The organism is Gordonia sp. G4 (assembly GCF_057770005.1).
This window is the reverse complement of record NZ_CM173442.1, coordinates 980,923-1,007,920: the sequence shown is the minus strand read 5'-3', so window position 1 is coordinate 1,007,920 and position 26,998 is coordinate 980,923. Positions and strand designations below refer to the sequence as shown.

Genomic DNA, 26,998 nt, shown 5'->3' with positions numbered 1-26,998 from the left:
TCACCCGAGCGGCAATCCCTGCTCGAGCAGGTCGATGGCGCGCAGGGTTGTCTCGAGCTGCGGCATCTCCCGGTTCTCGTCGATCTCGGTGGCCAGGTGGAAGGTGACCCCGGCGACCGCGTCGAGGAAGACCTTGAGCCGGAAGTCGTCGGGCGCGATCCGCAGATAGTCGGCGATGAGCTGGGTCATGTCCGAGATCATGCGCTCGGACTCGACCTGAAAAGTCTTCTGCAGCAACGGTTCGTTGCGGATGAGCTGCATGCGTAGCGGATTGCCCACCCACGGGTCGTCGACCGTCAGGCGGTGCAGCTCGGTCATCAGGCGTCGGATGAGGTCGAAGTGGTTGAGCCCGGGCGGCATCGACTCGACGATCGCCCGCGCCTCGGCGTGCAGGTGCTCGTCACCGATGACCACCCGTTCCTTCGACGGGAAGTAGCGGAAGAAGGTCGTGTGCGAGACGCCCGCGGCTTCGGCGATCTGCTCGACGGTGGTCTTCGCGTACCCCTGTTCGGCGATCAACGTGATCGCGGCCTGCCGGATCGCGTTGCGGGTGCGTAGTTTGTTCTGTTCGCGCAGGCCCATCCGACGCCCCGGGGTCGATCCCGGGGCGTCGGAGGTGTCGTGCACCGTCAGGCAATCGCCCATGCGTGCTCACTCATTGTCGAAAGGCATGTCCAGCTGGTCAGTTCGCCGGGACCGGAGTCCTGGTGTCGTCCGGTTCCTCGAGCCCGCGATGGCGGACTGCTTCGCCCTCGATGTCGAAGTTGATCACGAAGCGGTCCAGCCAGCGCGGCAGCCCCCAGGCGCGGTCGCCGAGCAGCGCGATCACTGCGGGAACCACCAGCATGCGGATCACGAAGGCGTCGAAGAAGACTGCCGCGGCCAGGGCGAAGCCCATCATCTTGGCGGTCGTCTCCGGGGAGAGCATGAACGCGGCGAAGACGCTGATCATGATGATCGCCGCCGAGGTCACGACCCGCGCGCCGTGCCGGTAGCCGGCCACGATCGCCTCCTTGGCCGACATGCCGTGGATGTACTCCTCGCGCATTCGCGTCACGAGGAACACCTGATAGTCCATCGCGAGCCCGAACACCACGCCGATCAGGAAGATCGGCAGGAACGAGATGATCGGCTGGGTCTGGGTGATCAGTCCGAGCCAGCCCTCCTGGAAGATCGCGACGGTGATGCCGAAGGTCGCGAGCACGGAGAAGATGAAGCCGACGGTGCCGACGAGCGGAACCCACAGCGAGCGGAACACGCCGATCATGATCAGGAACGCCAGACCGACGACCACGATCAGGTAGGGGATGAGCGCGTCGTCGAGCTTCTGCGACAGGTCCGACATGATCGCGGTCTGGCCGCCGACGTGCAGTTCGGCGCCCCGCTCTTCGACGGTCGGCGCGAATGCGCGGATCTGCTCCATCAGTTCGTGGGTCGCCTGCGACGACGGTGAACTCTCCGGCGTCACGATGATGAGCGCGGTGTTGCCGTTCTGCCCGCCCTCGTTGCCCGTCCAGGTGAGCGCCGCGGCATTGGCGACGTCGCCGAGCCCGGCGATGTGGCGGACGGTTTCGTCGGCGGCGGCCTTGATCTGACCGTCGTCGTCATGCACGACGACGAGCAGCGGGCCGTTGATGCCCTCGCCGAATCCGCGGCTGAGCAGTTCTTGCGCGGGCGCCTCGGCCTCGCTTGTCAGCGACAGGCCCAACTCCATCTTGGTGGCCGGGATCGCCGCCACCGTCAGCGCCAGAAGGCCCAGGACGATGAACGGGATCGGCCACTTCACCACTGTGCGGCCGACTCGGATCCCGAGGGTGTCGTCGGATTCGGACTCCTCGGCATGCTTGATCCACGGGATCTTGGGCACGAAGGCGAACCGCCCGAAGGCGCCGAGGAGGGCGGGGATCAGCGTCAGAGCGGCGAGAACGGCGATCAGGACCGCGACGCCGGCACCGGCGCCCATCTGGGTGATGATCGGGATGCCGATGACCACGAGTGCGACCACAGCGATGATGACCGTCAGGCCGGCGAACACCACCGCGGACCCGGCGGTGCCGACGGCCCGGCCCGCCGCGTCTTCGGGCGCACCACCTCGCCGGAGTTCGGCTCGATAGCGCGACACGATGAACAGGGCGTAGTCGATGGACACCGCGATGCCGAGCATCGTGACGATGGCCGTCGCCGACTCGTTGATCGACAGGACCTCGGCCGACAGGTTGAGCAGCATGATCGTGATCGAGACGCCGACGATGGCGGTCACGAGTGGGATGAACGCCGCGATCAACGCACCGAACGCCACGATCATGACGACGAAAGCGACTGCGAAGCCGATCAATTCGGCGGCTCCACCCGGTTCCATCACCTGCATGAGGGACCCGGTGGCCTCCACCTGCAGGCCGTCTCGGCTGTTCTCCTCGAGGATATTGACCAGCTCGTCCTTGTTCTCGACGGTGAGGTCGAGCATCTCGATGTTCTGGCGGACCTGGATCAGCCCGACCCGGCCGTTGTCACCGACGACCGTCGGGGCGAGCGCCGGCTGGGCCGCCGCGACGGCGAGCGGGTTCGCGACGGTCTGGGGATCGATGACATCCGGCAGGGTCCGGAGATCTTCGGCCAGCGCCTCCAGTTGCGCGGTGTGATTCTGCAGGCCACCCTCGGCGGCGACCAGGATGCTGGTGGAAGCCCGCTCCTGCTGCTGCATCACCTGCGGGAAGTAGTCCTGGACCTGTTCGGTGGCGATGCCGGAGTCGGTGCCGGGGAGGCTGAAGTCCTTCGCGAACTTCGGTTGCAGAGTGCCGACGAGGCCGGCGACCGCGATCAGCGCGACCAGCCAGGCCGCGATCACCACCCATTTGTGCCGGAAGGAGAACCTCCCGAGTGCGAACAAGTACGACGCCATGACGTGGAAACCCTCCGGTGCTTCGCGGGACCGGCCCCCGACGGGCGCGGCAGGTGATCGACAAAATGATAGCCACTCACACTCGGCACTGAGTACCACTTTTGTCGATGTGCTCTGTCACACTGCGCGCGTCGATGTGGGGCAGATCGCCACTCGCGGTGGTTTGGGGTCGCGACGCGCCGCCGGAGGGCCGTCTCGAAGGGTCTCGTCAGCGCGCGTTCGGCGGCGCCTGGTCTCCACGGGGATCGACGTCGGGACGGTGACGCGGATCGATCGGATTGTTCGAATGCCGACCGGACTGCTGGCCGGCACCGGCCGCGATGCCCCATCCGTCGGAGTCCTGTCCGTCCGTACTCCGCCCGTCTGCATTACGTCCGTCTGCGTTCCGTCCGTCTATGTTTCGTCCCTCTGCGTTCCGTCGCACGTCGGGGTCCAGCCGATCCGCGCGAGCGAACTCACTCTCGACCTCTTGCCGTGACTCCGCGGCATGTCCCTGGTGGTGTCGTGCCTGCTCCTGGAGGCGCTTGGCCTCCGCCGCCTTCGCATCCGCCTCGGCCTTGGCCTGGCGTGCACGGGCGTCCGCCTCCTCGGCGACGGCCTCACGATGGCGGACCGACGAGACCTGCTGGGCGGCGTTCTGCCGGATCTCCTCGGCTTGTACACGTCGGCGCGCCTTTCGCTGGCGCAGCAGCAACAGCACGAGCGCAAGGACGACGATCACGACGACGACGGCGATGATGATCCAGATGGCGGTGTCCACGGCTCACTCTTTTCCTCGATGATGGTGGTGTCGGGTACCCCGCCCCGGGGTTGCCTAACCCACGCCGGACCTCGCGCTGAGCTGCGGCCGCGTGGCGGTCACCGCGGTGCGCCCACGCGTTCCGGCGGCCTCCGCCGATCGGCGGAGGCGGTGATGCGGTCGTAACTCCGGTGCCACAACCACTCCAGGGGGCCGCGTTCGAAGCGGCTGAGCCAGACGTGGGAGAACAGCATGAGCACTGCGGTGATGGCGAAATAGAGTGTCACCGTGGCGGGCACCAGCGTCGTGCCGTCGAGATGCCGAGCGAGTCCAGCGCCCCAGCCGTAGCAGACCGCGCCGGCGATGGCGTTCTGAAGCACGTAGCAGGACAACGCCATTCGTCCGATCGGCGTCAGGGCGCGACCGCATCGCCCGGGGGTGTAACCGTCGGCATAATGGCCGGCGACCCAGGCGAGCAGACCGAGTGCGACCACTGGCGCCAGGCCGTATCGCCCCACGACGAGTCCGGCGTCCCCGCCGGCCAGCCCGATGGCGAGATCGAGGGGAAGTGCCACTGCCAGTCCGGCGACCATCAGGCGGCGGCGCAACCTGGCTCCGCGCGCTTCGAGAACTCCGGCACGCAGAAGCGCGGCGCCGACGAGGAACAGCGCGATCGACATCGGCAGGATGAAGATGACCTCGGCGCGGAACATCAGCAGGTTCTCGGCGCGGAACGCGACGAGATCGATGAAACTGCCGTCCGCGTAGGGATTGGGGGACAGTTCGCCACCGGAGCCGGCCGGTGCCGGGGCGGCGAGGAGAGCCCAGGTCACCAGGCCCAGCAACACCACGTGCGTCGACGCAGCGACTGCGATGGCGACGTACTGGCGTCGAAGTCGCATCGACAGGAGGTAGGCGACGACGAGCCCGGTGACCGCGTAACCCATGAGGACGTCGAACTCGGTGAAGAGGAAGTAGTTGATCACGCCGTCGACGAACAGCAACGCGGCGCGCCAGAAGTACCGACCGGGCCAGCGGTGGCTTCGTCGAACGGCCGATCGCTGCTGGATGGCGAGTCCGATTCCGAACATGATCGTGAGCAGCCCCAGGAACTTGCCCTGGGCGAGTTGCTGCAGGAGGTCTTCGGCCACCGCCCAGGAGCCGGTGGCGCGGTGTGTGCCCTGGATGTAGCCGATGAGCCCGTCCGGGTTGGTGAAGATCCAGATGTTGGTGGCGAGGGTGCCCAAGATCGCGATACCGCGCAGGACGTCGAGTGCCGCGTGTCGGGTCGCCATCATGTCTCCGTCCTTTGCTGGCACAGTCGTGCTATCAAAACACGGGATCAACGTAGCACGGGTGTACTACCATGAGTCAATGCCCAAGTTGATCGACCGAGACGAGCGACGCGCTGAGATAGCCGAGGCCCTGTGGCGGATCGTGTTGCGCGAAGGGGCGTCTGGGATCTCGGTCCGCGAGGTGGCGGCGGAGGCCGACATCTCGGTGGGTTCGCTACGCCACGTCTTCGCAGACAAGGAAGAGCTGCTCGAATTCTCGATGCGACTGATCTACGAGCGGGTCGAGCTTCGTCTGCGCCGGCACGAGCGGATTCGCAATCCGCTGCGTTGGGCCGAGGCCGTCTTGTCTGAGGCCCTACCGCTCGACGACGAGCGGCGCGTCGAGATGCACGTCAACATGGCCATGATCTCCGAGTCGGTGGCACATCCCGGACTCGCGACGGCTGCGCGCGAAGCCCACGACGGCCTGCGCTCGCTGTGCCGGACGGTACTGAGTGTCCTCGACGAGCACGGGCTGATCGGCTCGGGCCGCGATCTCGACTCTCAGGCGATCGCGTTGCATGCCCTCGTCGACGGCCTGGCGATGCACCTGCTCCTCGCCGACACCGATTCGCCGGCTCGGGTCAGGCGCGTACTCGGCGACTACCTGACGGGGTTGGCGGTCGAGTCCGGAGAGATGTCGCAGTGACGCATGGTCGGTTGTCGGCGGGAATGGTTGCGCTGCCGCGATCTGCCGCCGGCGCTAGGCCTCCGGGTCCGACTCGCCCTCGTCGCGGGCGCGTCGCTTGTCGGCGTGGAGGGACTTGACGCGCCGTTCCTCGCGACGGACCTCGATCTGGGTGGCGCGTTCGGCGGCAAGCCAGTCCGGCATCTCGCTGAGGAGCTCGTCGATCTGGGCCGTCGTGAGTGCCTCGGTGATGCCGCCACGGACCAGGCCCGAGTTGGAGATCCCGAGTCTGGCGGCGACCAGGTTCTTCGGATGGGGTCCCTCGGCACGCAGCGTGCGAAGCCACTCCGGCGGGTCGGCCTGGAGGGCGGCGAGTTCGGCCCGGGTGATCGGGCCCTGCTGGAACTCCGCAGGAGTGGCCGGCAGGTACACGTCCAGCTTCTTGGCGGCGGTGGCCGGCTTCATCGACTGCGAGCTCATTCGTCGAGGGTATCGGGCGGTAGCCTTTGTGCGTGACCACACCCGACGTTCACACAGCCGGCGAGGCCCCCGTCTTCCGGCTGGCGTACGTCCCGGGGGTCACGCCGAGCAAATGGGTCCGGATCTGGGCGGAGCGACGGCCCGACGTGCCGCTGGAACTCATCGCACTCGACGTCGCGGACTGTGCCGACGCGGTCGGGGAGGGGCGCGTGCACATGGCGCTCACGCGGCTGCCCGAGGCGCTCCGGCACGGCGATGCGCGGCAGCATCACACCATCGAACTGTACGAGGAGAGCACCGTCGTCGTCGTGCCGAAGGACCACGTCCTGACCGCGGGTGAGGAGATGACGCTGGCCGATCTCGCCGACGAACAGTTCCTGTGGCCGCTGGACGAGCCGTTGACGGTGCCGGAACCCCCTGGCGCGGCGGTGGAGCACCGGCCCGAGACCACCGGTGACGCAATCGAACTCGTCGCGGTCGGCGTCGGCGTGTTGCTCGTGCCGCAGTCGCTGGCGCGTCTGCATCATCGCAAGGATCTCGTCTACCGCCCGGTGACCGATGCCCCGACTTCGGCCGTCGGACTCCTGTGGCCCGCTCCGACAACGGAATCGGCGGACGAGTTCGTCGGGATCGTGCGCGGCCGCAAGGCGACGTCGTCACGTGGACGCACCGACGAGGTGCCCAAACGGTCGGCCCGGGAGAAGGCGGCGGCGAAGAGGGCGGCACGCGAGGCTGCCGGGAAGATCCCCGGCAAGGGTGCGCGTCGAGGGCCCGGACGTCCGAAGCGTCGGTGACCTCACGCAGTGGCGTGCCGCCCCCTGAGAGCCTCTGTCAGGCGCGCCATTCCGCGGTGCGTTCCGGTGATGCCTCGGCGAGTGCCTTGAGGGTGTCCTCGACGCCGAAGTCCTTGCCGTACACCGGGGTACCCGGCTGCTGACGCCACGATTCGGCGAGCGGGCCGGCGTCGACCGGGTCGAATCCGAGTTCGTCGACGACCCGGAACACGATCTCCTTGCCGGCCGCGTCGTCGCCGGCGATCGGCAGCGCGATGCGTCCCTCGGTGCCCGCGGGTACGCCCTTGTTCAGCAGGTGCTTCCAGAAGATGCCGTTGAACACCTTGTACACCGGTACGCCGAGCAGCTCCGACACCCAGACGCTCTCGGGTGTGCCGTTCTCGATCGCCTCGATCTTCCCGTCGCGCTGCTGCGGGTAGTAGTTGTTCGTCTCGATGACCGGCGCGCCGGCCTTGCGGGAGTCGAGGATGCCCGGCGCGAGATCGGGGGTGTTCTTCTGCGGGATGCTGACGATCACCAGGTCCGCGTTCGCAGCGGCGTCGGCCGCCCACACCGCCGTGGCCCCGGTCTCGGAGGCCAGCTCGGCCAGCGTCTCCGGGTCGCGCGAGTTCGCCACCTGCACCTCATGCCCGAGCGACGTCAGCCGACGCGTGAGCGTCCCGCCGATGAATCCCGCACCGATGATTCCGATCTTCACAACCGCACCTCTTGCCTCTTGTTGGACGATGTCGATGACCATTCGCGCAACGAGGGCGTGTGCCGCGTCATTCCCGGGCGAGACGAAGGGTGACGAGCGACTCGGTCGGGTGCGTGGGACCGGCGCGCCGTGCTCGGCTGCTGCTGGACCCAGACATCGATGTGCGTGCCTATGGGGTGGCCGACCAACCGTGCCACGTCAGAGACTTTACGACGATCACCGGTCCGTCGGGCCGTCGGAGGCGATACTGCGGGTACTTCGCGGCCAGCACGTCGATGCCGTGACTGCCGACGGGTTCACCGGCGTCGACGACGTGTGCCCGGCCGTCGACCCGCACCCACCAGAGTTCATCCCAGCTGTCGGAGTACAGATCAGCCAAGAGCGACACCGCGGGATTGTCCGCGATGTTGGCGAGACGACGTAGTGCGGTGGTTCGTTTGGGCTTGTGATCCACGCACGTGTAGATGACGTCGTCATCGATTGCGAATACGACTGGGACCAGGTGCGGTTTGTTGCCGGGTGACACGGTGGCGAGCTTGACCGACCGGGCGGCGGCGAAACGTTCGCGAGTCAGGCGCGGGTCCATCTCACGAGGATGACATGCGCCCACGTGCCGAACTGGGCGCCGGAAGGGTCGGAACGCCGCGCCTGCCAGGAGATGAGGCTCGACGTGGTGACCGATGAGCACGGGCACCGGTTCGGGTCCACCTCTGTGTCCACCCCCGTTCCGGGGAACCCGACCAGAAAGGGTCTGCAGCATGACTCACGACAACGTTGCCGTCAGCCTCACGATCTCCGCCACGCCCGACGAGGTGTTCGCGACGCTCGCTGACCCCCGCACCCACCAGGCGATCGACGGCACCGGCTGGGTTCGGGACGCAGTCGACACGACACCGCTGCGGGAGGTGGGTCAGGTCTTCCGGATGAACATGTACCACCCGAACCATCCGGACGGTGACTACCTGATGGAGAACCGGGTCGAGGTGATCGAACCGCTGTCGGCGATAGCGTGGCAACCAGGGCAGCGCAACGATTCGGGGGAGCTCGAGTTCGGCGGCTGGACATGGCGGTACGATCTGGTGCCCGTGGGGGAGTCGTCCACCGAGCTCACCTTGACCTACGACTGGTCGGCCGTACCCACCCACATCCGCAAGTACATCCAGTTCCCGCCGTTTGCCGACGACCATCTGCGTAACTCGTTGAACCACATCGCCGAGCTCGTCGGCTGATCGGCGACGTCAGCACACAGAGTTCGAGACCCGGTGCCCCACCCCGCGATCGCCCGACGAGCCGGTCAGCCGACGAGGTCCGGATCCGGGTCGCGATGCGCCGACGCGGCCGATGCGGGTGACAGATCGGCGGTGAGCAGGTCCACGGTCGGACTGCGCGTGATCACCTTGTGGCCCCACCACAGAGCGAGGAACACGAACAGCGCGCCGTAGGCGGTGAGCCACAGTTCGAGATTCCCTGCGGATCCGTCGCGGATCGCCGGGAGATTCTGCCCGGCGATCACTGCAACACACATGAGCAACGCGATGATCGGGCCGGCCGGATAGAGCCACGCCTTGTACGGGAGTATGCCGAGGTCCAGACCTTGCGCCTGCCACGCGCGTCGGAACCGATAGTGAGCCCAGGCGATACCCATCCAGGTGATGAAGCCGGCCACCGATGAGGCGGTGACAAGCCAGACGTAAGCGCGACCGTCGCCCACCCGGCTCGCCAGGAAGCAGAGGGCACCGATGGCCGTCGTCGCGGCCACGGCGAGGAGTGGCACACCTGATCGCGTGACCCAGGCGAACACACGTGGCGCGTTGCCCTGAACCGACAGGCCGTACAACGCGCGGGTTGCCGCGAACAGGCTTGCGTTGCCCGCCGACAGAATCGCGATCAGGATCACGGCGTTCATGATCGATGCCGCCATCGCGATCCCCGCCTCGGAGAACACGAGGGTGAACGGGGCGATGGCGATGTTCTCCTCGGACGCATTCAGCAGATTGGGATCGGTGTACGGGATCAGGAACGCGATGATGGTCAGGGTGCCGATGTAGAACAACAGGATGCGCACGAAAACGGTGCGCACGGCGCGCGGAATCGCGGTCTTCGGTTCGACTGCCTCGCCGGCGGCGACCGCAATCATCTCGGTGCCCTGGAATGCGAAGCCGGCGATGAGGAAGACCGACAGCATGCCGAGCGGGAAGTCCACGAACGGAGCGTCGTCGATCGTCCAGTTGCTGAATCCCGGCGACGGGCCGTCGCCGACGACACCGAGAATCAACAGAACGCCGACGATGAGAAAGACGACCACCGCGATCACCTTGATCGTCGCGAACCAGAACTCGGCCTCGCCGAACGCCTTGACCGCGAACAGGTTCAGCGCGAGCAGACCCGCCAGGAACACGACCGACCAGATCCACGACGGCACGTCGGGTGCCCAGTACTTCATGATCAGCCCGGCGGCCACCAACTCGGCGGCCAGGGTGACCGACCAGTTGAGCCAGTAGTTCCACCCCGCCGCGAAACCGAAGGACTTGCTCACGAAGCGTTTGCCGTATTCCTCGAACGGGTTGCTGCACGGGATGTATGCCGACATCTCGCCGAGGCTCTGCATGAGGAAGAAGACCATGCAGCCCATCAGCAGATACGCCACGATGGCGCCACCCGGGCCCGCGTCGGAGATGGTGGCGCCGGAGGCGACGAACAAGCCGGTGCCTATGGCGCCGCCGAGCGCGAGCATGCTGATGTGACGACTCTGCAGTCCCTTGCGCAGAGTTTCGTCGGGGGTGATTCCCAGAGGACTGGACATCGGCAGAGTCTAACGGCCGGTCGGCGCGTCGGCCGAGTGTTGCAGCGCGGCCCGAGTACCGAGCCTCAGTCGAGGCTGGTCAGTTCGGCGACCAGGTCATACACCGGGTCGTCGGGGCCGATGTCGTAGGTGCACATGCTGTGCCGCGGGTCCGGGACGAACGCCCAGAACAGTGCGGTTGCCGTCCCGGCCGCCCGCTGACCGGCCACCTTGGTCCGGAAGTCGTCGACGCGCCCGGACCGCGAACCGCACGAGCCGGCAAACTGGCCGATCTCGTTCACCGCGAGGGGTTTTCCGACTGCGCGCGCCTGCCGAAGACGTTCGGCCAGTCCGTTCCACTGATCCCCGGGGAGCGCGACACCATCCGCACCGTAGTCGTGATAGTCCAGGACATCCACGTACGGGGAGCCGGCGACGTATTGGTAGTCGGGCCCGGCGGTGCCGCACTGACCACCGCCGGTGAAGCCGGACCAGATCACCGCACCGCCGTGCAGCCGGGTGAGCACAGCACCGGCGGTGTCGAAGAACGACCGCAATACCAGCTCGGCGTCGGCCGGGCACGACCGCTGCTGCCAGGCACACGTCTGATCGCCACAGACGGACGGCTCGGGTTCACCCACCAATTCCCATCCCGCCAGTGCCGGGCTGCCCTTCCAGCGTCCCACTGCCGTCTGCACCCATTCCTCGAACGTGAGTCCGCCCGCTCCGGCGGCTGTTCGCCAGCCCGATCGGTACCAGTCTCGTTCCTTGAAATCTCCGCTCTCGCAGGCACCATCGGCGGCGGCCAGTACCGGCAGGACCATCTGACCGTGCCGTGCCGCAGCGTCGAAGACGGCGTCCATCGGCCTGAAATCCAACTGCTGTGTGTACTTGTTCACCGCCAGTCGAGCGAACAGATTGAAGCGGGTGAGCGAATGCGGGGGTAGGACAGAGAAATAGTCGTCCAGATCCACCATCGCCCCGCACCCGGCGTTCACCGACCAGTCGGTGGCGAGCTGGTAGGCGTCGAACCCGGATGGCCACCACTGGCGTCCATCGAGCGTCAGTCCAGCCGGCGTGGCATCCACCCGATCGGGCGCCGCATGTGCGGGCGGAGGAAGCAGCCAGCACATGAGGAATACGATGCCAAGCACCAGGATCGGTCTTCTCACCACGTGTAGGTACATATGTGCGTCCCGTATGGATCTCGATCGCCGGCGCGGTCTTCTGAACCGCGTGACCGTACCGTACTCGTGGCTTGAGGTCTCGACTGCGGAGAATGCGTGGACAAATCCGGCAAATGGTGGAGCCGATGACGGGAATCGAACCCGCGTATTCAGCTTGGGAAGCTGATGTTCTGCCATTGAACTACATCGGCGAGCGAGTGCTGGACTCGCGACCGACAGCCTAGCAAACAGGCCGCCGGGACGCGCAGATGTCGCGGATCGTGGCGCTGGGCGCTACGAAGTGCTACATCTGGCCGGCGATGGGTTGGTGCGCCGGAGAAGCGGCGCCAACCGACACCGGCGCAGATCCTCCCCGACCATTCGATAGCCTCGACACCGTGCTGCTCTCCGACCGCGACATCCGCGCCGAGATCGCCGACGGGCGCCTCGCCATCGATCCGTTCGATCCTGCCCTCGTCCAGCCCTCCAGCGTCGACGTCCGGCTCGACCGCCTGTTCCGGGTGTTCAACAACACCCGCTACACGCACATCGACCCCGCACAGCGCCAAGACGAACTCACCTCGCTGGTCGAACCGGCCGCCGGTGAGCCCTTCGTGCTGCACCCGGGGGAATTCGTGCTGGGTTCCACCCTCGAGGTGTGTTCACTGCCCGACGACCTCGCCGGCCGCCTCGAAGGAAAGTCCTCACTCGGCCGCCTCGGCCTCCTCACCCATTCGACGGCGGGCTTCATCGACCCGGGCTTCTCCGGCCACATCACCCTCGAACTCTCCAACGTGGCCAACCTGCCGATCACACTCTGGCCCGGCATGAAGATCGGCCAGCTCTGCCTCATCCGCCTCAGCAGTCCGGCGGCGGAACCGTACGGCAGCGCGTCGGTCGGGTCGAAGTATCAGGGACAACGCGGACCGACCCCGTCGAAGGCGTACCTGAACTTCCAGAAGGACTGACCCCGCCGCCGGAAGTTCACCCTGCCGATCACCACCCGCCACGGCGTCGATGGTTACCGGCAGTCCCGGCTGGGTAAGCGTTGCGGTCATGAAGCTCACGGTGACCGGATGCGGCTACCTCGGTGCCACCCACGCGGCCTGTATGGCCGAACTCGGGCACGACGTCGTCGGTATCGACGTCGACGCGTCCAAGATCGAACGGCTCCAGGCCGGGGAGGTCCCGTTCTTCGAACCCGGTCTGTCCGACATCCTGCGCCGTAACATCGACGCCGGACGACTCCGGTTCACGACCGACCACCTCGCGGCCGCCGACCACGCCTCCGTCCATTTCCTCGGCGTCGGGACACCGCAGGAACCCCGTGGACACCGAGCCGACCTCTCGCACGTGTACGCCGCGATCGACGCGCTCGTCCCGACACTGCGGGGCGCACACTTGATCATCGGCAAATCGACCGTCCCGGTCGGCACCTGCGCCGAACTCGCGCAGCGGATCTCCGTGCTGTCGCACTCCGGAGCCGACGTCGAACTGTCGTGGAGTCCGGAATTCCTGCGCGAGGGGTTCGCCGTCGAGGACACCCTCGAACCGGATCGCCTCGTCCTCGGCACGGGCTCGCTCGACCCCGACGGCGTGAACACCGCAGTCCACGACCCCGGCGCCGGGTCGTCGGCGGGTGAGGTCGTCCGCGAGATCTACCGCGAGATCCTCGAGACGGGCGTCCCGCTCATCGAGACCGATTGGGCCACCGCCGAACTCGTCAAGGTCTCGGCGAACGCCTTTCTCGCCACCAAGATCTCGTTCATCAACGCGATCAGCGAACTGTGCGAGATCGCCGGGGCGGACATCAACACCCTCGCCGACGCCATCGGGCACGACCCGCGCATCGGACGCAAGTTCCTCAACGCCGGGCTAGGTTTCGGTGGGGGCTGCCTGCCCAAGGACATCCGCGCGCTGACCGCCCGCGCCGAGGACATGGGCGCACCGCGGGCCGTCGGATTCCTGCGAGAGGTCGACGCCATCAACATGCGTCGCCGCGGTGCGGCAGTGGAACTCGTCTTCGAGGCCCTCGGTGGTGAGGTCCTCGGGCGCAACATCGCCGTGCTGGGGGCCGCGTTCAAGCCGGAGAGCGACGACGTCCGCGACTCGCCCGCATTGACGGTGGCCAGCAGGCTGGCACTCGAAGGGGCGTCGGTCACCGTCTTCGACCCGAAGGCCATGGACAACTCGCGACGCGTCCACCCGAGCCTCGACTACGCCACCTCGGCGCACGATGCATGCGACCGTGCCGACGTCGTCGTCATCGCCACGGAATGGGCGGAGTTCGTCCACATCACGCCCGAGGAGCTCGAGGGCGTCGTCCGCGCCAGACGCATCGTCGACGGCCGTCGCTGCCTCGACCCGCAGATGTGGCGCGACGCAGGGTGGGATTACCGTGCGCTGGGCGGTCCGGCACCCACGCGCCCCGCACCGCGAAACAACCCGTCCGAGCAGGTGAGCGGACTCGCGCCGGGGGCCTCGGTCCGCTGAGTCGTGCTAGGTTGAGATTCGCGACTGTCCAAGGGGCACGTTCTCGCCGGGGGGCCTGGGGCGAGGTGCACGTGAGGTGCAGGAATCAATCACATGACCGACACGGTGGCCGATCCGGCCGTGACGCCGACGTCTGCGCAGGCAGAGGTCACGGTCAGTGCTGCCGTGGTCGACGCCGCGCGCGCCCAGCTCGCCGGCCGCGGAATCCCTGAGACAGCCGAGGTCGTTCTGTTCGATCTCGATCCGCGCGCGGGTGTCACGGTGGGGCGCATGGACCCCGCCCGCGGGACAACCGCCGATCCCTATACCGATTCCGGCCTCACCCTCGACGCCCTCGATCAGGTGACCGCCGACCATCTCGTGCGCGTGGGACGCGTGGCGGCGCCGACCTCGCGCGAGTGGCACGAGGAGGTCCTCGACCTCGTGAGGCGCGGCCGCGAACGACTCCGCGAGTCCGACGGCACGTTCCTGATGGGCCGCGACCACATCCGTTTGTTCCGGATGGCACGTCGTGACATCGCCGAAGCGGGCGCGCCGCTCACCGCCCGCGCCGAGGACCTCGCCCGCGCGGCCGTGTCCGGTGCCGCTGCCCCCGCAGTCGTCATCACCGACCGCGTCAGCGCCTGGCCGGGCCTCCGGGACGCCGTCGCGCGAGCAGTTCCCGTGCCCGTCGTCGACGTCGAGCCCTCGGGGAACGGGACCCGGCCCGTGATGATCGGCGGGCACGCTGCCGAGCCCGACGAGCCAGAGGCCGGAGTGGTCCCCGACCGATCTGTTCCCGACGACCCCACGACGGAACGCCGGGAGGTGACCGCACCGGAACCCACCCCGATCTTCGAGGCAGTCAACCAGTCACCGCCGACGCCGCCACCGACGATCGCGACGGCGTTCGCGGCGCTGGCCCCATCGGGCGCCACGCCCCACGATCCGTCCTCTTCTCACGGTGCCGGACAACGTCTTCCGGACCCACCTCCCGCCGACCGCCCGGCTCCCGATGGGAATGTGCCCCACGCCGGGGTGGGCCCCGAGCAGCACCCGACGGCCGATTCGGCACTCGCCGGGTCCCCACTCACCGGCGGTCGACGTCGACGAGGCACACGCGTTCTCGCCGTGATCGGGGTGCTGTGCGCGGTGGCCGTCGTGGCGGTGGCCACCGCCTTGGCCGTCACGCACGACGAACCGTCACCGGCCGTCGCCGCGCCGCTTCCCCAGCGCACGATCTCCTCACCCGAACCCGAATTCGCCGACCCCGCAATCCTTGCCGAGGCCCGGCAACCCGCGCGTCGATACACGCCGCCGCCTCCGCCGGAGACGTCGGCCTCGGTCGAGTCCGCGCCGCGGCCGCGCCCACGACCGCGAGCCCCTCGTCCGCAGCGCGGGGTGACGATCCCGAACCCGATCCCCGGTCTGCCGCCGATCGTTCTGCCCTGAGCCGGCGTCGTCGACACCTGTGGGAGAGGCCCCGGCTCGTCAGCTACCGGGCCGCGGTGCGAGCGCGCGCGCGACGAAGTCGAGGACGTTGTCGTAGTAGGCCGACGCATCGACGTCGGGTTGATAGGCGCGGGCGAGTTCCAGGCTGACCGCGCCGTGGACGGCGGACCACGTCTGCATGGCCAGGTCGCGCGGGTCGGCGGACATGACCACCCCGGCGACCTGGCCATACCGGATGATGTCGACGAGGACTGCGAATGCGTGTGCGGCGACCTCGATCTCGGGTGCGCACTGCGCCGAGAACATCAGACGGTAGATCACCGGATTGGCGAGCGCGAACCTCCGGTAGGCCAGCCCGGCGTTGCGTAGACGTGCCACCGGATCGTCGTCGGTCGCTGCGATCGCGTCTCCGAACTCTGCATAACCGTCCGTGACCAGCGCATCCAGTAGGCCGTCGCGACCGTCGAAGTGGTTGTAGACCCCCATCGGGGCCACCTGCGCCTCGGCCGCGACGGCACGGACCGTCAGGCCGGCCTCGCCGTCGCGCTCGAGGATCGTGCGGCCGGCTCGGAGCAGGGCGGAACGCACCTCGGCGGCCGAGGTGCGGGTGCGGGGCTTCGCGGGGGACATATTGACAACCTACTAGAACAGTGTTCTTCTTGAATAGAACACTGTTCTACAACACTGGAACGATGTTCTACCGACTCTCTGTCCGGCTGTCAGCACATGCGCCTCGAGCGGCCCCACTGATCAGGAGAATCCGATGCCAACAGAACGCACACACACCCGTTGGTGGGCGCTCGGCGCCCTCAGCTTCGCCGAACTACTCGTCATGATCGACAACACGATCGTCAACGTGGCCCTCCCGACACTCGCTCGCGACCTCGGCGCGGGGATCTCGGGCCTGCAGTGGATCGTCGACGCCTACACCCTCGTCTTCGCGGGCCTGCTGCTGACCGGCGGCTACCTCGGTGACCGCTTCGGGCATCGCCGGATGCTCCTCACCGGCATCGCGGGGTTCATGATCGTGTCGGTCCTGGCGGCGTCGTCGCAGGACATCGGTCAGCTCATCGCCAGCCGCGCCGGTCTCGGAGTCTTTGCCGCGCTGGTCTTCCCGGCCACGCTGGCGATCATCACGACCATCTTCGTCGACGCCCGGGAACGGGCGATGGCGGTGGGGATCTGGGCGGCGGTGTCCGGGGTGGCGGTGGCCATCGGCCCGGTTCTCGGTGGCTGGCTGCTCGAACACTTCTCGTGGACATCGGTCTTCTGGGTGAACATCCCGTTCGGTGTCCTGGCCCTGGTGTTGGTCCTGGCCGTCGTCCCCGGTACCCGCCCGCTGGCGGTGCCGCGGTTCGACGCCATCGGGGTCGTCCTCTCGGTCGCCGGTCTGGGCTTGCTCACCTTCACTCTCATCGAGGCGCCCCATGTCGGCTGGACCGAGGCGCGGACCATTCTCGGCGTCGTTGCCGCACTGATGATCTTGGCGATCTTCGTCGCGACGCAGCTGCGGATCGCACATCCCATCCTCGACGTGCGGCTCTTCGCCAACCGGCGCTTCGCGACCGCTGCCGGCATGATCAGCGTGGCCTTCTTCGCGCTGTTCGGCTTCATCTTCCTGATCACCCAGTTCTTCCAGGCGGTGAAGGGATACGGCCCGCTGGCCGCCGGGATTCGGACCCTTCCGTTCGCGATCGTGATGGCGGCGCTCTCCCCGGTCGCGATGGCGCTCTCGCACCGTTTCGGGCCCAGAATCGTGTCGGTGATCGGCGCATTCCTGATGTCCGGCGGGTTCGCGCTCGTCGAGATCGCCTCGCGCGCTTCCGGTTACTGGGAACTCATCATCTGGTCGATGGCACTGATGGCGGCGGGTCTGGCGTTCATCTCCGGTCCGTGCACGCAGCTCATCATGGACGCCCTGCGCCCGGAGCAGGCCGGTGCGGGTAGCGCGGTCAACGACACCACGCGCGAGCTCGGCGGGACGCTGGGAGTGGCCGTGCTCGGCTCGATCCTGACGTCCGCCTATGTCGCCGGTGTCGGAGAACGGTTGTCGGGCAACGGGGTACCGACCGAAGCGGTCGACGCCGCGAAGCAGTCGGTGATGGCCGGGGTCGAGGTGGCGGATCAGTTGCCTGGTGCGCTGGGAGACGCGGTGCGGGTCGCGGTTCAGGAGGTCTTCATGGACGGGTTGCACAACGCGGTCTGGGCTGCCGTCGCCGTGACCGCGACCGCCGGTGTCGCGGCGGCATTCTTGTTGCGCGGCAGCGGGACTGCGCCGCAGGTGGCACCTCCGGTGGCAGCGGACGAGGTCGACGGTGGGAGGCCCTTCGTGGCTCGTCGCTAGCGCTCCTCGCACCTCAGGGAGCGGAGGGTTGTCGCCGGCGCTCCTCGCACCTCAGGGAGCGGAAAAGCTCAGAGATCGAGGGTGAGGTTCCCGCCGGGACTGCGTGAGACGCAGGTGAGCATGGTTCCGGCCTCGCGCTCGGGCTCGGTCAGGATGTTGTCGCGGTGGTCGATCTCGCCGGACAACGTCCTGACCTTGCAGGTACCGCAGAACCCCTGCCGGCACGAGTACGGCACCGACGGCACCACCCGGCGGATCGCGGCGAGCGCGGATTCGTCTGCGGCGACGGGGATCTTCTGGCCGGTCGAGGCCAAGGTCACCGTGAAATCGGTCCCGTTCTCCACCGGTGGCGGGCTGAAGCGTTCGTAGTGCAGTTCGATGTCGGGGCGGTCGGCGAGATGTCGCCGCAGTCCCTCGAGCATCGGAACCGGCCCGCAGCAGTAGACGGCGAGGTCGGCGCGACCGTCGTCGACGGGGCCCACCAGCTCGTCCATGGTGGGCAGGCCGTCTTCGTCGTCGGTTCGGATGGTGATCCGATCCCCGAACCGGGCGACCTCGTCGAGGAAAGGGATGGAGTCGGCGCTGCGGCCGGTGTAGATCATCGACCAGTCCAGACCGAATCGTTCGGCGGTGGCCAGCATCGGCAGGATCGGGGTGATCCCGATACCGGCGGCGATGAACCGGAGCCTGCGTGCCGGTGAGCCGTGACCGGGGACGGCGAGCGGAAACGCGTTGCGCGGACCCCTGATCGAGATGACGTCGCCGACGGAGAGCGTGTCGTGGATCTCGATGGACCCGCCACCCCCGTCGGGTATGCGGCGGACGGCGATCCGGTAGTGCTCCCGGTCGGCCGTGTCGCCGCACAGCGAGTACTCACGCATGCGGCCCGACGGGAGCAGCACATCGATGTGGGCGCCGGCATGCCACGCCGGCAGGCGCCCGCCCTCGGCCGCCACGACCGTGAGGGCGATGACGTTCTCGTCCTGCGCGACGACCTCCCGGTCGACGACCCGCACCTGCGTGATGCCGTTGTTGGGCGGGCCGGGCTGCAGGGGTGACACGGGCCGCCACATCGGCCACCACGCCCGGAACACCATCGTGCCGAGCGTGATGACCGGGTCGTGCCGCCACCGGCCGTGCAGGTGCGGCGGGGGCGCCGTGAGCGTCGTCGAATGTGGGTGTGCGCGTTGGTTCATGACGTTTCTGGGTGGTGGTCGGTGGATGATCAGGCCGCGTTGCGGGCGGCCGGGGAACTCGCGAGGTAGGCGACGGCCTGCGCGGTGCTCCCGATGTCCTCGGGCCGGAAACCCGGTCGGAAGTAACTGAAGGTGGAGAAGATGATCGTGCGCATCTTCGGCAACGCACCTGCCCGCACACCCCGGTGGTAGTGCCAGGTCTTCTGGAAGTAGTTGTACGACAGCGTCGTGTCCTGTCTCATGATGAAGCGGTAGCCGCGCTGCACGAGGAACAGCAGGATCGGCAGCACCGCGAACATCGCGCGACCGCGCCGCAGATATCCGTCGCCGAAGTACGCGGCGACGTCGTGGGCCACGGCGCGGTGCTCCACCTCTTCGGCGCCGTGCCACATGAAGAGGTCGGCCATCGTCGGATGCGCGCCGAGCCGGGTCCAGGAGTTGTTCAGCGCGAAGTCCCCGAGGATGGCGGTGTAGTGCTCCAAAGCCGCGATGAGCCAGAGACGTTCGACGAGGTGCTTGTCGCGGGCTTCCTGGGTGCCACCCTCCAAGGGGCCGAGGACCTTGCGGAAGATCCACTCCATCTGCAACTGGTAGGGCCGTGGGTCGATGCCGTGGTGATCGAGGAACTCCCACAGGACATGATCGTGCGCCTCGGCGTGCATCGCCTCCTGACCGATGAACCCTCGCATCCGGGCGGCGAGTTCGTCGTCGGCGACCAGGGGCAGGGCCTCGTTGTAGGTCTGCACGAACCAGCGCTCACCCTCGGGCAGAAGGAGGTTGAGCACGCTGATGAAGTTCGACGCGACCGGGTGACCCGGAATCCAGTGGAGCGGGACGTCGTCCCAGTCGAACGCCACATTGCGGGCGTGCAGCTCGACGGGCCCCGGATCGGCCGATGCATCGTCCCGGTGCGCGGGAGTGTCGATGTGCGTCATATCCGTTCACCCCGCGACTTTCTGGCGGGCCCCGAGACGCGAGAGCCAGGGCGCGAAGCGGTAGATCCGGTATCCCACCTTGGCTTCCACGGTCACCGGCACCACCGCCTTGTCGTGCTCGATGGCCGCGACGATCTCGCTCGCCACCCTGTCGGGGGTGAATCCCCGGCGCCGGTAGAACCGATCCAGCCGATCTCGTTGTGAGTGCTCGGTTTCGGCGTCGAGTCCGGCGATCGGTGTCGAGGAGACGATGTTGGTGTCGACGAGTCCGGGGCAGATCGCGCTCACACCGATGCGGTGCTCGGCGAGTTCGGCGCGCAATGACTCCGAGAACAGCAGAACGCCCGCCTTCGACGCCGAGTACAGCCCGAGGCTGCGCGACGGGGTGAACGCCGCGGCCGACGCGATGTTGACGATGTGCCCGCCGACCCCGCGCTCGACCATCTGGCGGCCGAATTCACGACTGCCGGTGACGACTCCGCGCAGGTTGACGTCGAGGAGACGGTCGACCTGTTCGTCGGAGGCGGCCAACACCCCGCCGGCCAAGCCGATCCCCGCATTGTTGACCACGATGTCGGGGACTCCGTGGGTACGCCGGACCTTCTCGGCGAACGCGGCGAAGGCTGCGGTGTCGGCGACGTCGAGTTGGTAGGCCGTGGCCTGCCCGCCGAATCGTTTCGTCTCGCGCGCGGTTTCCTCGACCGAATCGAGGTCGAGGTCGGCGAGCACCGACTCGCAACCGCGTTCGGCCAGCGCGTACGCGGTCTCCCGGCCGATTCCGCTGCCTGCGCCGGTGATCACCACGAGCTTTCCCGTCAGCCGATTCGGCGGACCGACGACGCGTGACCGACCGAGTGGGGACGAGGGGTCGATGCCTGCGGTCTGGGCGGAGATGAAGTCACGGGCGACGTCGGCCACATAGTCGGGACGTGTCAGCGGGAGCCAGTGACCGGTCGGGGTGCGGTGCCGCCAGAGGCGATGGGCGTAGAGGTGTGTGTCGTCGAAAATGGCCGGGCGCAACGCGATGTCGCGCTCGTTGATCACCTCGAGCACCGGCACGGATGTGGGCCGGGGGTCGGGATTGCGCAGCTTGGGCCGGATGTTGGCGCGGTACAGGCGGAGTCCCGAGATCATGTCCTCGCGGAGATTCGGCTGGAAGGTGGCGTTCTCACGCGGCGTGCCCTCGACCCGGTACAGGAATTCGCGCCAGAGACGTTCGGACCCGGCCGCGCGGAAGAAGAGCTTCGGCAGGACCGGCAGTTGGAAGAATGCGGTGTAGGCCGACGAGCCGCCCTGCGCGAGGCTCTGCGCGAGCCGCCGGGGCGTCGGGCGAGACAGGTTGTTCCGCGCCCAGGTCCCCAGCTGGTCGAGGTTGGGGCCCGAAATGGACACGAAGGACGAAATACGGTTCTCGGCGCCGGGACGCACGACGGCCTCCCATGCGGTCACCGAACCCCAGTCGTGCGCGACGACGTGCGCCGGCTCGTCCGGACTCGTGGCCTCGAGGACCGCGAACAGGTCGTCGGCCATCGCACTGAGGCGATAGGCGTCGTCTCCGTCGGGATGGTCGCTGTCTCCGAAGCCGCGACAGTCGTACGCGACGACATGGTGGTCTTCGGCGAGTCGGGGCGCGACGTGGGTCCACAGGTGGTGACTGTCCGGCCAGCCGTGCACCAGCAGCACGGTGGGTTTGGACGAATCGCCCAGTTCGTAGGTGGCCAGCCGGATGCCGTCGTCGGTGACGGTTCCCCGCCGCCAGTCCGGTTGCTGTCGTGCCTTTTCGGACATGTGTGTCACCTCGCTGTGAATGGCCCCGACGCCGATCCTCGGCATGGCCTACGGGTTCATGCGGCGAGACGCGGAACGTTCGACGACGGACCCGATGGAGGTACACGTTACCAACGGTTACACAAATGTCCAGACCCTGGCGAAACAGCGAGGGCCCGGTCGCATGACCGGGCCCTCACCTGGGACTTTTCGCAGGATTCCGCGGAATCACTGCCGATACGACGACAGGAAGTTGCCGATACGTTCCACGGCCTCGGTCAGATCCCGCGACCACGGCAGGGTCACGATGCGGAAGTGGTTGTGGTCGTCGAGGTTGAAGCCGGTGCCCTGGACCACGAGGATCTTCTCCTGCAGCAGCAGGTCCTGGACGAACAGCTCGTCGTTGTGGATCTCGTAGACCTCGGGGTCGAGGCGGGGGAAGGCGTACAACGCGCCCTTGGGTTTCACGCAGCTGACCCCGGGGATCTCGTTGAGCTTCTCCCATGTGACGTTGCGTTGTTCGTACAGCCGGCCGCCAGGGGAGACCAGGGCCTCGATGGACTGGTATCCGCCGAGCGCCACCTGGATCGCGTGCTGGCCCGGCACGTTGGCGCACAGACGCGTCGATGCCAGGATGCCCATGCCCTCGATGAAGCCGCGGGCGTGGTCCTTCGGTCCGGTCATCACGACCCATCCGGCGCGGTAACCGCAGACGCGGTACGCCTTCGACAAGCCGTTGAACGTGAGGCACAACAGATCCGGCGCCAGTGACGCCACGTTCACGTGCTCGGCGTCGTCGTAGATGATCTTGTCGTAGATCTCGTCGGCCAGAATCAGCAGCGAATGCTGCCGTGCGAGTTCGACGAGCTGCTCGAGGACCTCACGCGAGTAGACCGCGCCGGTCGGGTTGTTCGGGTTGATGATGACGATCGCCTTGGTGCGGTCGGTGATCTTCGCGGCGATGTCGGCGACGTCGGGGTTCCACCCGTTCTCCTCGTCGCAGCGGTAATGCACGGGCTGCCCGCCGGACAGCGAGGTCATCGCGGTCCACAGCGGATAGTCCGGCGCGGGGATCAGGACCTCGTCGCCGTCGTTCAACAGCGCCTGCATCGTCATGGTGATGAGCTCGGAGACACCGTTGCCGAGGATCACGTCGTCGACGTCGAAGTACGGGAAGTCGGGGATGAGCTCGTAGCGGGTCACGACGGCACGACGCGCCGAGAGGACACCGGCGGACTCGGAGTAGCCCTGTGCGTAGGGGAGGGCGTGGATCATGTCGCGCATGATCACGTCGGGGGCCTCGAAACCGAACAACGCCGGGTTGCCGATGTTCAGCTTGAGGATCCGGTGGCCTTCTGCCTCGAGGCGCTGCGCGTGCGCGTGGACGGGACCACGGATCTCGTAGCACACGTTCTGCAACTTGAGCGACTGCTCGAGCGGCTTGAGGTTCTGGTTGAGGTGCGAAACATGGGGCCTACTCACGGGTACATTGTCGCAGCCGGTGGCAAATGCGTTTCTGCCAGTGGGGGCAAGGCCCCCTCGAAAAACAGATGTCGCCTGTCGTTGCGGTGAACGCAACGACAGGCGACATCTGTCGGGCCCTGGTGAGCGACTACTTGTGGCCGGGCCGCTTCTTCCCGGCCGCGATGCCGAAGCCCTTGGCCTTCGACGCCCCGGCCTCGGCGACCGTACGAGCCGCGGACGAGCCGTTGCTCGACGCATCGGGTGCCTCGGTCGCGGGTGTCTCCTCGACCGGGGTCTCGTCGGTCTGCGCGGCGTCGGGTTCCGGTGCCTGTTCCGGCTCGGGAGCCGCTTCCGGTGCCGGCTCGGGAGCCGGCGCGGCTGCCGCCGGGGCGGCCTTGCTCGCGCCGCCCGGACGCTTCTTGCCCGCTGCCATCCCGAAGCCCTTGGCCTTGGCCGGCTTCTCCTCGGTCAGCGCGGCAGCCGAACCACCCTGCGGTGCCTCGGGTTCCGGTGCCTCCGCCGTCTTTTCGGCCGGGGCGTCGACGGCCTCGGTGGCCGGTGCCGGCTCCGCCTCGGTCGGCGTGGGAGCCGCCTCGGCAGCTGCAGCGGTCGCAGCCGGCTTGGCTGCGGACTTCCCGATACCACCGGGCCGCTTCTTGCCCGCGGACATCCCGAAGCCCTTGGCCTTGCCCGGCTTCTCTTCCGTTGCGGCAGCGACAGATGTCTCGGTCGCAGTCTCGGTGGTCGCAGTCCCGGCGGTCGCCGATTCGGTGTCGACGGTCGGTGCGGCGTCCGGTGCCGATTCGCTCTCGTCGACCTTGCTCTCGGCTGGAGCGGTCACCCCGGCCGCCGGAGCTGCCGCGTTCGTGGTCTTCTGACCCGGCCGCTTCGCCTTGCCCATACCGAAGCCCTTGGATGCGGGCTTCTTCTCGGCCGCGGTCTCGGTGGCGGTCTCGGCGACCTCCTCCTTGACCGCTTCCGACGACTCGGTCTCGGCAGGCACCGGCTGCGCGGTCCCCCCGGCGGGCTTGCCGGCCGCGCCGGGACGCTTGGCGCCGCCCTTCATGCCGAAGCCCTTGGCGGCGGGCTTCTTCTCGGCGGGTGCCTCGGCAGGGGCCTCCGCGGGTGCGGAATCCGTGGCCGGAGCAGCGGACGATGCCGCGGCGCCGGGCTTCTTGCCGCCCTTCATCCCGAAGCCCTTGGAGGCCGGCTTCTTCTCGGCCGGTGCCTTCTCGGCGGGGGCTTCCGGCGCTGCGGTCTTGGCCGTCGCACCCGGCTTCTTGCCGCCCTTCATGCCCAGGCCGACCTTCGGCTTCGGCGCCGCCTCGGTGGTCGCCGAGGCAGATGCGGTCGCCGCGGCGGGAACCTTCTCGGGCTCGGGTTCGGGCTCCGGCTCCGCAACGGTCGGACGCGGTCCGAGGAACCGGCCGCCGAGCTTGACCTCGGTCCGGTCGCGCTTGACCGATTCGAGCAGCAGCTGCGCGACGTCGACGACCTCGACCTTGCCCTCGGACTCGGTGCCGCTGGTCCGTGCGGTCACACCGTCGGTCAGCATCACGCGGCAGAACGGGCAGCCGGTCGCGACCTTCTTGACCTGATCGCCGGTCGTGTCGCCCAGGGTGTCGAGTGCCTCGTCGACCCGGTCGAGGTTGATCCGCTTGCCGATCTGCTCTTCCATCCACATGCGGGCACCACCGGCACCACAGCACATGGACCGTTCGCCGTGACGCGGCATCTCGGTGAGGGTCGAGCCCGCGGCGCCCATCAGCTCACGCGGTGCGTCGTAGACCTTGTTGTGACGGCCCAGGTAGCACGGGTCGTGGTAGGTGACGCCCTCGCCGAGCGGTGCCACGGGGACGAGTCGCTTGTCGCGCACGAGGCGGTTGAGGAGCTGCGTGTGGTGGACGACCTCGTACTTCGCGCCCAGCTGCGGGTACTCGTTGCCCAGTGCGTTGAAGCAGTGCGCACAGGTGACGACGACCTTCTTGCGCTGGTCCGGCGCGGTCGCGAAGACCTCGCCGAGCATCTCGATGTTCTGCTGCGCGAGCATCTGGAAGAGGAATTCGTTGCCGGCGCGTCGCGCGGAGTCACCGGTACAGGTCTCGCCCTCGCCGAGGACCATGAAGTTCACGGCGGCCATGTCGAGCAATTCGGCGACGGCCTTGGTGGTCTTCTTCGCGCGGTCCTCGTAGGCGCCGGCACAGCCGACCCAGAACAGGTACTCGAAGCCCTCGAACGACTCGACGTCCTTGCCGAAGACCGGGATCTCGATGTCCATCTCGTCGATCCAGGCGGTACGCGCGGAGGCGTTCTGGCCCCACGGGTTGCCCTTGTTCTCGAGGTTCTTGAACATGCCGGCCAGCTCGGTCGGGAAGTCCGACTCGATCAGGACCTGGTAGCGGCGCATGTCGAGGATGTGGTCGACGTGCTCGATGTCGACGGGGCACTGCTCGACACAGGCACCACAGGTGGTGCAGCTCCACAGGGTCTCGGTGTCGATGACGGCGCCCAGGGCCTCCGGATCGAACTCGCCTTCCACGGCCTCGACGACCTGACCGCCACCGAGATCGCCCTTCGACTCGCCGACCAGCTTGCGGGCGGCCTCGGCGCGCGCCGCCTCGGGGATGGCGTTGAGCTTGTCCTCGTCGACGTTGCCGTCGGCGTCGACCAGGCCGACCTCGTCGCCGCCCATGTCCTTGCGGCCGCCGGCCAGCAGGTAGGGCGCCTTGGCGTTGCCGTGGTCGCGCAGCGACATGATGAGCAGTTTCGGGCTCAGCGGCTTGCCGGTGTTCCAGGCCGGACACTGCGACTGGCAGCGACCGCACTCGGTACAGGTGGTGAAGTCGAGCCAGCCCTTCCAGGAGAAGTCCTCGATCTTGCCCGCGCCGAACGCGTCGACGTCGGGGTCGGCGGTCTCCATGTCCAGGACCTTGCCCTGGCTCATCATCGGCTTGGCGGCGCCGAGGGCGACGCCGCCGTCCTGCTCACGCTTGAAGTAGATGTTGAAGAAGGCCGAGAACCTGTGCCAGGCAACGCCCCAGCTGATGTTCATGCCGACCATGGCCAGCCACACCATGCCGCTCATCAGCTTGATGACGGCGAAGATCGACACCAGCGTCGGGGAGGCCGGCAGGATCTTCGCCACCTGCATGGTGAAGAAGTCGGAGTAGACGTTCGCGTGACCGTAGGTCGCGATCTTCGACGCCTTCACCAGGATCATGCCCAGGCCCTCGAGCAGCACGACGCCCTCGACGAAGTACGCCGGACCGAAGCGCGAACCGCCGAAGCGGGACAGCCGTTCCGGGACGCGTGGGTGGTTCAGCTGCCGGATGACGATGAGGACGATGATGCCGACCACGGTCGCGATGCCGAGGAGCTCGTCCCACAGGTGCCACGCGAACGTGTCACCGAAGACCGGCCAGTGGAACTCGGGGTTGATGGACTGGCCATAGGCCTCGAACCACAGCAGGAAGCCGCCGAGGAAGCCGACCATCACGAGCCAGTGCGCCCAGCCGACGGTGCGGAACTTCACCATTCGCGTGTGGACGATGAACTCTTTGAGCATCGTCATCATGCGCGGCAGGATGGGCCAGAAGCGGGAACTGTCGACCTTGTGTCCGAGCTTGATGGTGCGGTAGATCCGCACCACGCCGCCGAGGAACAGGTACCAGCAGAACAGGCTGATCACCGCGGCTGTCGTGCCGATGGCAATCGTCGTGGTAGTCACGGGCGCGTACCGGCCTTTCGTCTAGGTCGTCCGCCGCCGGGTCGCGGAACGCGAGGCTGGGTACCACGGGGCGGTGTACTACAGATAACCGTAATTCCTTGCGCCACCGGCGCGCTGCCAAG

Annotated in this window: 22 protein-coding genes and 1 tRNA gene; 7 read left to right on the top strand and 16 right to left on the bottom strand. The window is 67.6% G+C overall.

Annotated elements, in window-relative coordinates; all coding sequences use genetic code 11:
• The 4 genes from AC3B5T_RS04375 to AC3B5T_RS04360 form a co-directional block, all read right to left on the bottom strand.
• Positions 1–645, bottom strand: coding sequence for a TetR family transcriptional regulator (locus AC3B5T_RS04375; protein ID WP_055476177.1), 645 nt, complete (start codon positions 643–645; stop codon positions 1–3).
• Between the two features lie 37 nt (positions 646–682).
• Positions 683–2,899 (bottom strand): MMPL family transporter, encoded by a 2,217-nt coding sequence (locus tag AC3B5T_RS04370; protein ID WP_488358744.1) that lies wholly within the window; start codon positions 2,897–2,899, stop codon positions 683–685.
• A gap of 208 nt (positions 2,900–3,107) precedes the next feature.
• Positions 3,108–3,659, bottom strand: a complete 552-nt coding sequence (locus tag AC3B5T_RS04365) for a hypothetical protein (protein ID WP_055476175.1) — start codon at positions 3,657–3,659, stop codon at positions 3,108–3,110.
• Positions 3,660–3,757: 98 nt separating this feature from the next.
• Complete coding sequence (locus AC3B5T_RS04360) at positions 3,758–4,933, bottom strand: DUF418 domain-containing protein (protein ID WP_488358743.1); 1,176 nt, start codon at positions 4,931–4,933, stop codon at positions 3,758–3,760.
• A 79-nt stretch (positions 4,934–5,012) separates the two neighbouring features.
• Here AC3B5T_RS04360 and AC3B5T_RS04355 point away from each other — a divergent pair, with 79 nt between their 5' ends.
• Positions 5,013–5,621 (top strand): TetR/AcrR family transcriptional regulator, encoded by a 609-nt coding sequence (locus tag AC3B5T_RS04355; protein ID WP_055476173.1) that lies wholly within the window; start codon positions 5,013–5,015, stop codon positions 5,619–5,621.
• 54 nt (positions 5,622–5,675) lie between these two features.
• Here the strand turns inward: AC3B5T_RS04355 and AC3B5T_RS04350 are convergent, their stop codons facing one another.
• A complete protein-coding gene (locus AC3B5T_RS04350) occupies positions 5,676–6,065 on the bottom strand; it encodes a DUF5997 family protein (RefSeq protein ID WP_488358742.1) in 390 nt (129 codons plus the stop codon).
• Between the two features lie 41 nt (positions 6,066–6,106).
• On the opposite strand from AC3B5T_RS04350, the gene AC3B5T_RS04345 reads away from it, so the two are divergent.
• A complete protein-coding gene (locus tag AC3B5T_RS04345; RefSeq protein ID WP_488358263.1) occupies positions 6,107–6,874 on the top strand; it encodes a substrate-binding domain-containing protein in 768 nt (255 codons plus the stop codon).
• Between the two features lie 37 nt (positions 6,875–6,911).
• Here AC3B5T_RS04345 and AC3B5T_RS04340 read toward each other — a convergent pair whose 3' ends face one another.
• Together AC3B5T_RS04340 and AC3B5T_RS04335 are read right to left on the bottom strand one after the other, a co-directional pair.
• Positions 6,912–7,613, bottom strand: a complete 702-nt coding sequence (locus AC3B5T_RS04340) for an NADPH-dependent F420 reductase (RefSeq protein WP_488358262.1) — start codon at positions 7,611–7,613, stop codon at positions 6,912–6,914.
• Between the two features lie 127 nt (positions 7,614–7,740).
• The gene (locus AC3B5T_RS04335; protein ID WP_488358261.1) at positions 7,741–8,157 is read right to left on the bottom strand and encodes a TIGR03668 family PPOX class F420-dependent oxidoreductase; all 417 of its coding nucleotides are present in this window, start codon (positions 8,155–8,157) and stop codon (positions 7,741–7,743) included.
• 172 nt (positions 8,158–8,329) lie between these two features.
• Between AC3B5T_RS04335 and AC3B5T_RS04330 the strand changes: the two genes are divergently transcribed.
• On the top strand, positions 8,330–8,800 hold the full coding sequence (locus AC3B5T_RS04330) for an SRPBCC domain-containing protein (RefSeq protein ID WP_055476169.1): 471 nt from the start codon (positions 8,330–8,332) through the stop codon (positions 8,798–8,800).
• Between the two features lie 65 nt (positions 8,801–8,865).
• Here the strand turns inward: AC3B5T_RS04330 and AC3B5T_RS04325 are convergent, their stop codons facing one another.
• The 3 genes from AC3B5T_RS04325 to AC3B5T_RS04315 all read right to left on the bottom strand — a co-directional run bounded on the left by AC3B5T_RS04325 (position 8,866) and on the right by AC3B5T_RS04315 (position 11,731).
• A complete protein-coding gene (locus AC3B5T_RS04325) occupies positions 8,866–10,374 on the bottom strand; it encodes an amino acid permease (RefSeq protein WP_055476168.1) in 1,509 nt (502 codons plus the stop codon).
• Between the two features lie 65 nt (positions 10,375–10,439).
• Complete coding sequence (locus tag AC3B5T_RS04320) at positions 10,440–11,507, bottom strand: beta-mannosidase (RefSeq protein WP_156354267.1); 1,068 nt, start codon at positions 11,505–11,507, stop codon at positions 10,440–10,442.
• A gap of 150 nt (positions 11,508–11,657) precedes the next feature.
• A tRNA-Gly gene (locus tag AC3B5T_RS04315) sits at positions 11,658–11,731 on the bottom strand.
• 186 nt (positions 11,732–11,917) lie between these two features.
• Between AC3B5T_RS04315 and dcd the strand changes: the two genes are divergently transcribed.
• From dcd to AC3B5T_RS04300, 3 genes are all read left to right on the top strand, one after another.
• A complete protein-coding gene (dcd, locus tag AC3B5T_RS04310) occupies positions 11,918–12,487 on the top strand; it encodes a dCTP deaminase (RefSeq protein WP_055476200.1) in 570 nt (189 codons plus the stop codon).
• A gap of 88 nt (positions 12,488–12,575) precedes the next feature.
• On the top strand, positions 12,576–14,012 hold the full coding sequence (locus AC3B5T_RS04305) for a UDP-glucose dehydrogenase family protein (protein ID WP_488358260.1): 1,437 nt from the start codon (positions 12,576–12,578) through the stop codon (positions 14,010–14,012).
• 93 nt (positions 14,013–14,105) lie between these two features.
• Positions 14,106–15,443, top strand: a complete 1,338-nt coding sequence (locus tag AC3B5T_RS04300) for a hypothetical protein (protein ID WP_055476165.1) — start codon at positions 14,106–14,108, stop codon at positions 15,441–15,443.
• A gap of 39 nt (positions 15,444–15,482) precedes the next feature.
• Here AC3B5T_RS04300 and AC3B5T_RS04295 read toward each other — a convergent pair whose 3' ends face one another.
• Positions 15,483–16,073 (bottom strand): TetR/AcrR family transcriptional regulator, encoded by a 591-nt coding sequence (locus AC3B5T_RS04295; protein ID WP_055476164.1) that lies wholly within the window; start codon positions 16,071–16,073, stop codon positions 15,483–15,485.
• A 133-nt stretch (positions 16,074–16,206) separates the two neighbouring features.
• Between AC3B5T_RS04295 and AC3B5T_RS04290 the strand changes: the two genes are divergently transcribed.
• On the top strand, positions 16,207–17,787 hold the full coding sequence (locus AC3B5T_RS04290) for a DHA2 family efflux MFS transporter permease subunit (RefSeq protein ID WP_055476163.1): 1,581 nt from the start codon (positions 16,207–16,209) through the stop codon (positions 17,785–17,787).
• A 68-nt stretch (positions 17,788–17,855) separates the two neighbouring features.
• Here AC3B5T_RS04290 and AC3B5T_RS04285 read toward each other — a convergent pair whose 3' ends face one another.
• The 5 genes from AC3B5T_RS04285 to AC3B5T_RS04265 form a co-directional block, all read right to left on the bottom strand.
• Positions 17,856–18,983 carry a PDR/VanB family oxidoreductase gene (locus AC3B5T_RS04285; RefSeq protein ID WP_055476162.1) on the bottom strand — a complete coding sequence of 376 codons (1,128 nt, stop codon included), beginning with the start codon at positions 18,981–18,983 and terminating at the stop codon, positions 17,856–17,858.
• 29 nt (positions 18,984–19,012) lie between these two features.
• On the bottom strand, positions 19,013–19,918 hold the full coding sequence (locus AC3B5T_RS04280; RefSeq protein WP_014928249.1) for a metal-dependent hydrolase: 906 nt from the start codon (positions 19,916–19,918) through the stop codon (positions 19,013–19,015).
• Positions 19,919–19,924: 6 nt separating this feature from the next.
• A complete protein-coding gene (locus AC3B5T_RS04275) occupies positions 19,925–21,706 on the bottom strand; it encodes an SDR family oxidoreductase (RefSeq protein ID WP_055476199.1) in 1,782 nt (593 codons plus the stop codon).
• 207 nt (positions 21,707–21,913) lie between these two features.
• Entirely contained in the window at positions 21,914–23,167 is a 1,254-nt protein-coding gene (locus AC3B5T_RS04270) for a pyridoxal phosphate-dependent aminotransferase (RefSeq protein WP_010843717.1), read from the bottom strand.
• A gap of 130 nt (positions 23,168–23,297) precedes the next feature.
• The gene (locus AC3B5T_RS04265) at positions 23,298–26,876 is read right to left on the bottom strand and encodes a (Fe-S)-binding protein (RefSeq protein WP_055476161.1); all 3,579 of its coding nucleotides are present in this window, start codon (positions 26,874–26,876) and stop codon (positions 23,298–23,300) included.
• Positions 26,877–26,998: the final 122 nt, after the last annotated feature.

Bases quoted from the DNA above. Each gene is read 5' to 3' on its own strand.
- AC3B5T_RS04325 (WP_055476168.1), bottom strand. From the start codon at position 10,374: ATGTCCAGTCCTCTGGGAATCACCCCCGACGAAACTCTGCGCAAGGGA.
- AC3B5T_RS04305 (WP_488358260.1), top strand. From the start codon at position 12,576: ATGAAGCTCACGGTGACCGGATGCGGCTACCTCGGTGCCACCCACGCG.
- AC3B5T_RS04340 (WP_488358262.1), bottom strand. From the start codon at position 7,613: ATGGTCATCGACATCGTCCAACAAGAGGCAAGAGGTGCGGTTGTGAAG.
- AC3B5T_RS04300 (WP_055476165.1), top strand. From the start codon at position 14,106: ATGACCGACACGGTGGCCGATCCGGCCGTGACGCCGACGTCTGCGCAG.
- AC3B5T_RS04335 (WP_488358261.1), bottom strand. From the start codon at position 8,157: ATGGACCCGCGCCTGACTCGCGAACGTTTCGCCGCCGCCCGGTCGGTC.
- AC3B5T_RS04355 (WP_055476173.1), top strand. From the start codon at position 5,013: ATGCCCAAGTTGATCGACCGAGACGAGCGACGCGCTGAGATAGCCGAG.
- AC3B5T_RS04370 (WP_488358744.1), bottom strand. From the start codon at position 2,899: ATGGCGTCGTACTTGTTCGCACTCGGGAGGTTCTCCTTCCGGCACAAA.
- AC3B5T_RS04290 (WP_055476163.1), top strand. From the start codon at position 16,207: ATGCCAACAGAACGCACACACACCCGTTGGTGGGCGCTCGGCGCCCTC.
- AC3B5T_RS04295 (WP_055476164.1), bottom strand. From the start codon at position 16,073: ATGTCCCCCGCGAAGCCCCGCACCCGCACCTCGGCCGCCGAGGTGCGT.
- AC3B5T_RS04285 (WP_055476162.1), bottom strand. From the start codon at position 18,983: ATGAACCAACGCGCACACCCACATTCGACGACGCTCACGGCGCCCCCG.
- AC3B5T_RS04275 (WP_055476199.1), bottom strand. From the start codon at position 21,706: ATGTCCGAAAAGGCACGACAGCAACCGGACTGGCGGCGGGGAACCGTC.
- AC3B5T_RS04350 (WP_488358742.1), bottom strand. From the start codon at position 6,065: ATGAAGCCGGCCACCGCCGCCAAGAAGCTGGACGTGTACCTGCCGGCC.
- AC3B5T_RS04330 (WP_055476169.1), top strand. From the start codon at position 8,330: ATGACTCACGACAACGTTGCCGTCAGCCTCACGATCTCCGCCACGCCC.
- AC3B5T_RS04375 (WP_055476177.1), bottom strand. From the start codon at position 645: ATGGGCGATTGCCTGACGGTGCACGACACCTCCGACGCCCCGGGATCG.
- AC3B5T_RS04360 (WP_488358743.1), bottom strand. From the start codon at position 4,933: ATGGCGACCCGACACGCGGCACTCGACGTCCTGCGCGGTATCGCGATC.
- AC3B5T_RS04280 (WP_014928249.1), bottom strand. From the start codon at position 19,918: ATGACGCACATCGACACTCCCGCGCACCGGGACGATGCATCGGCCGAT.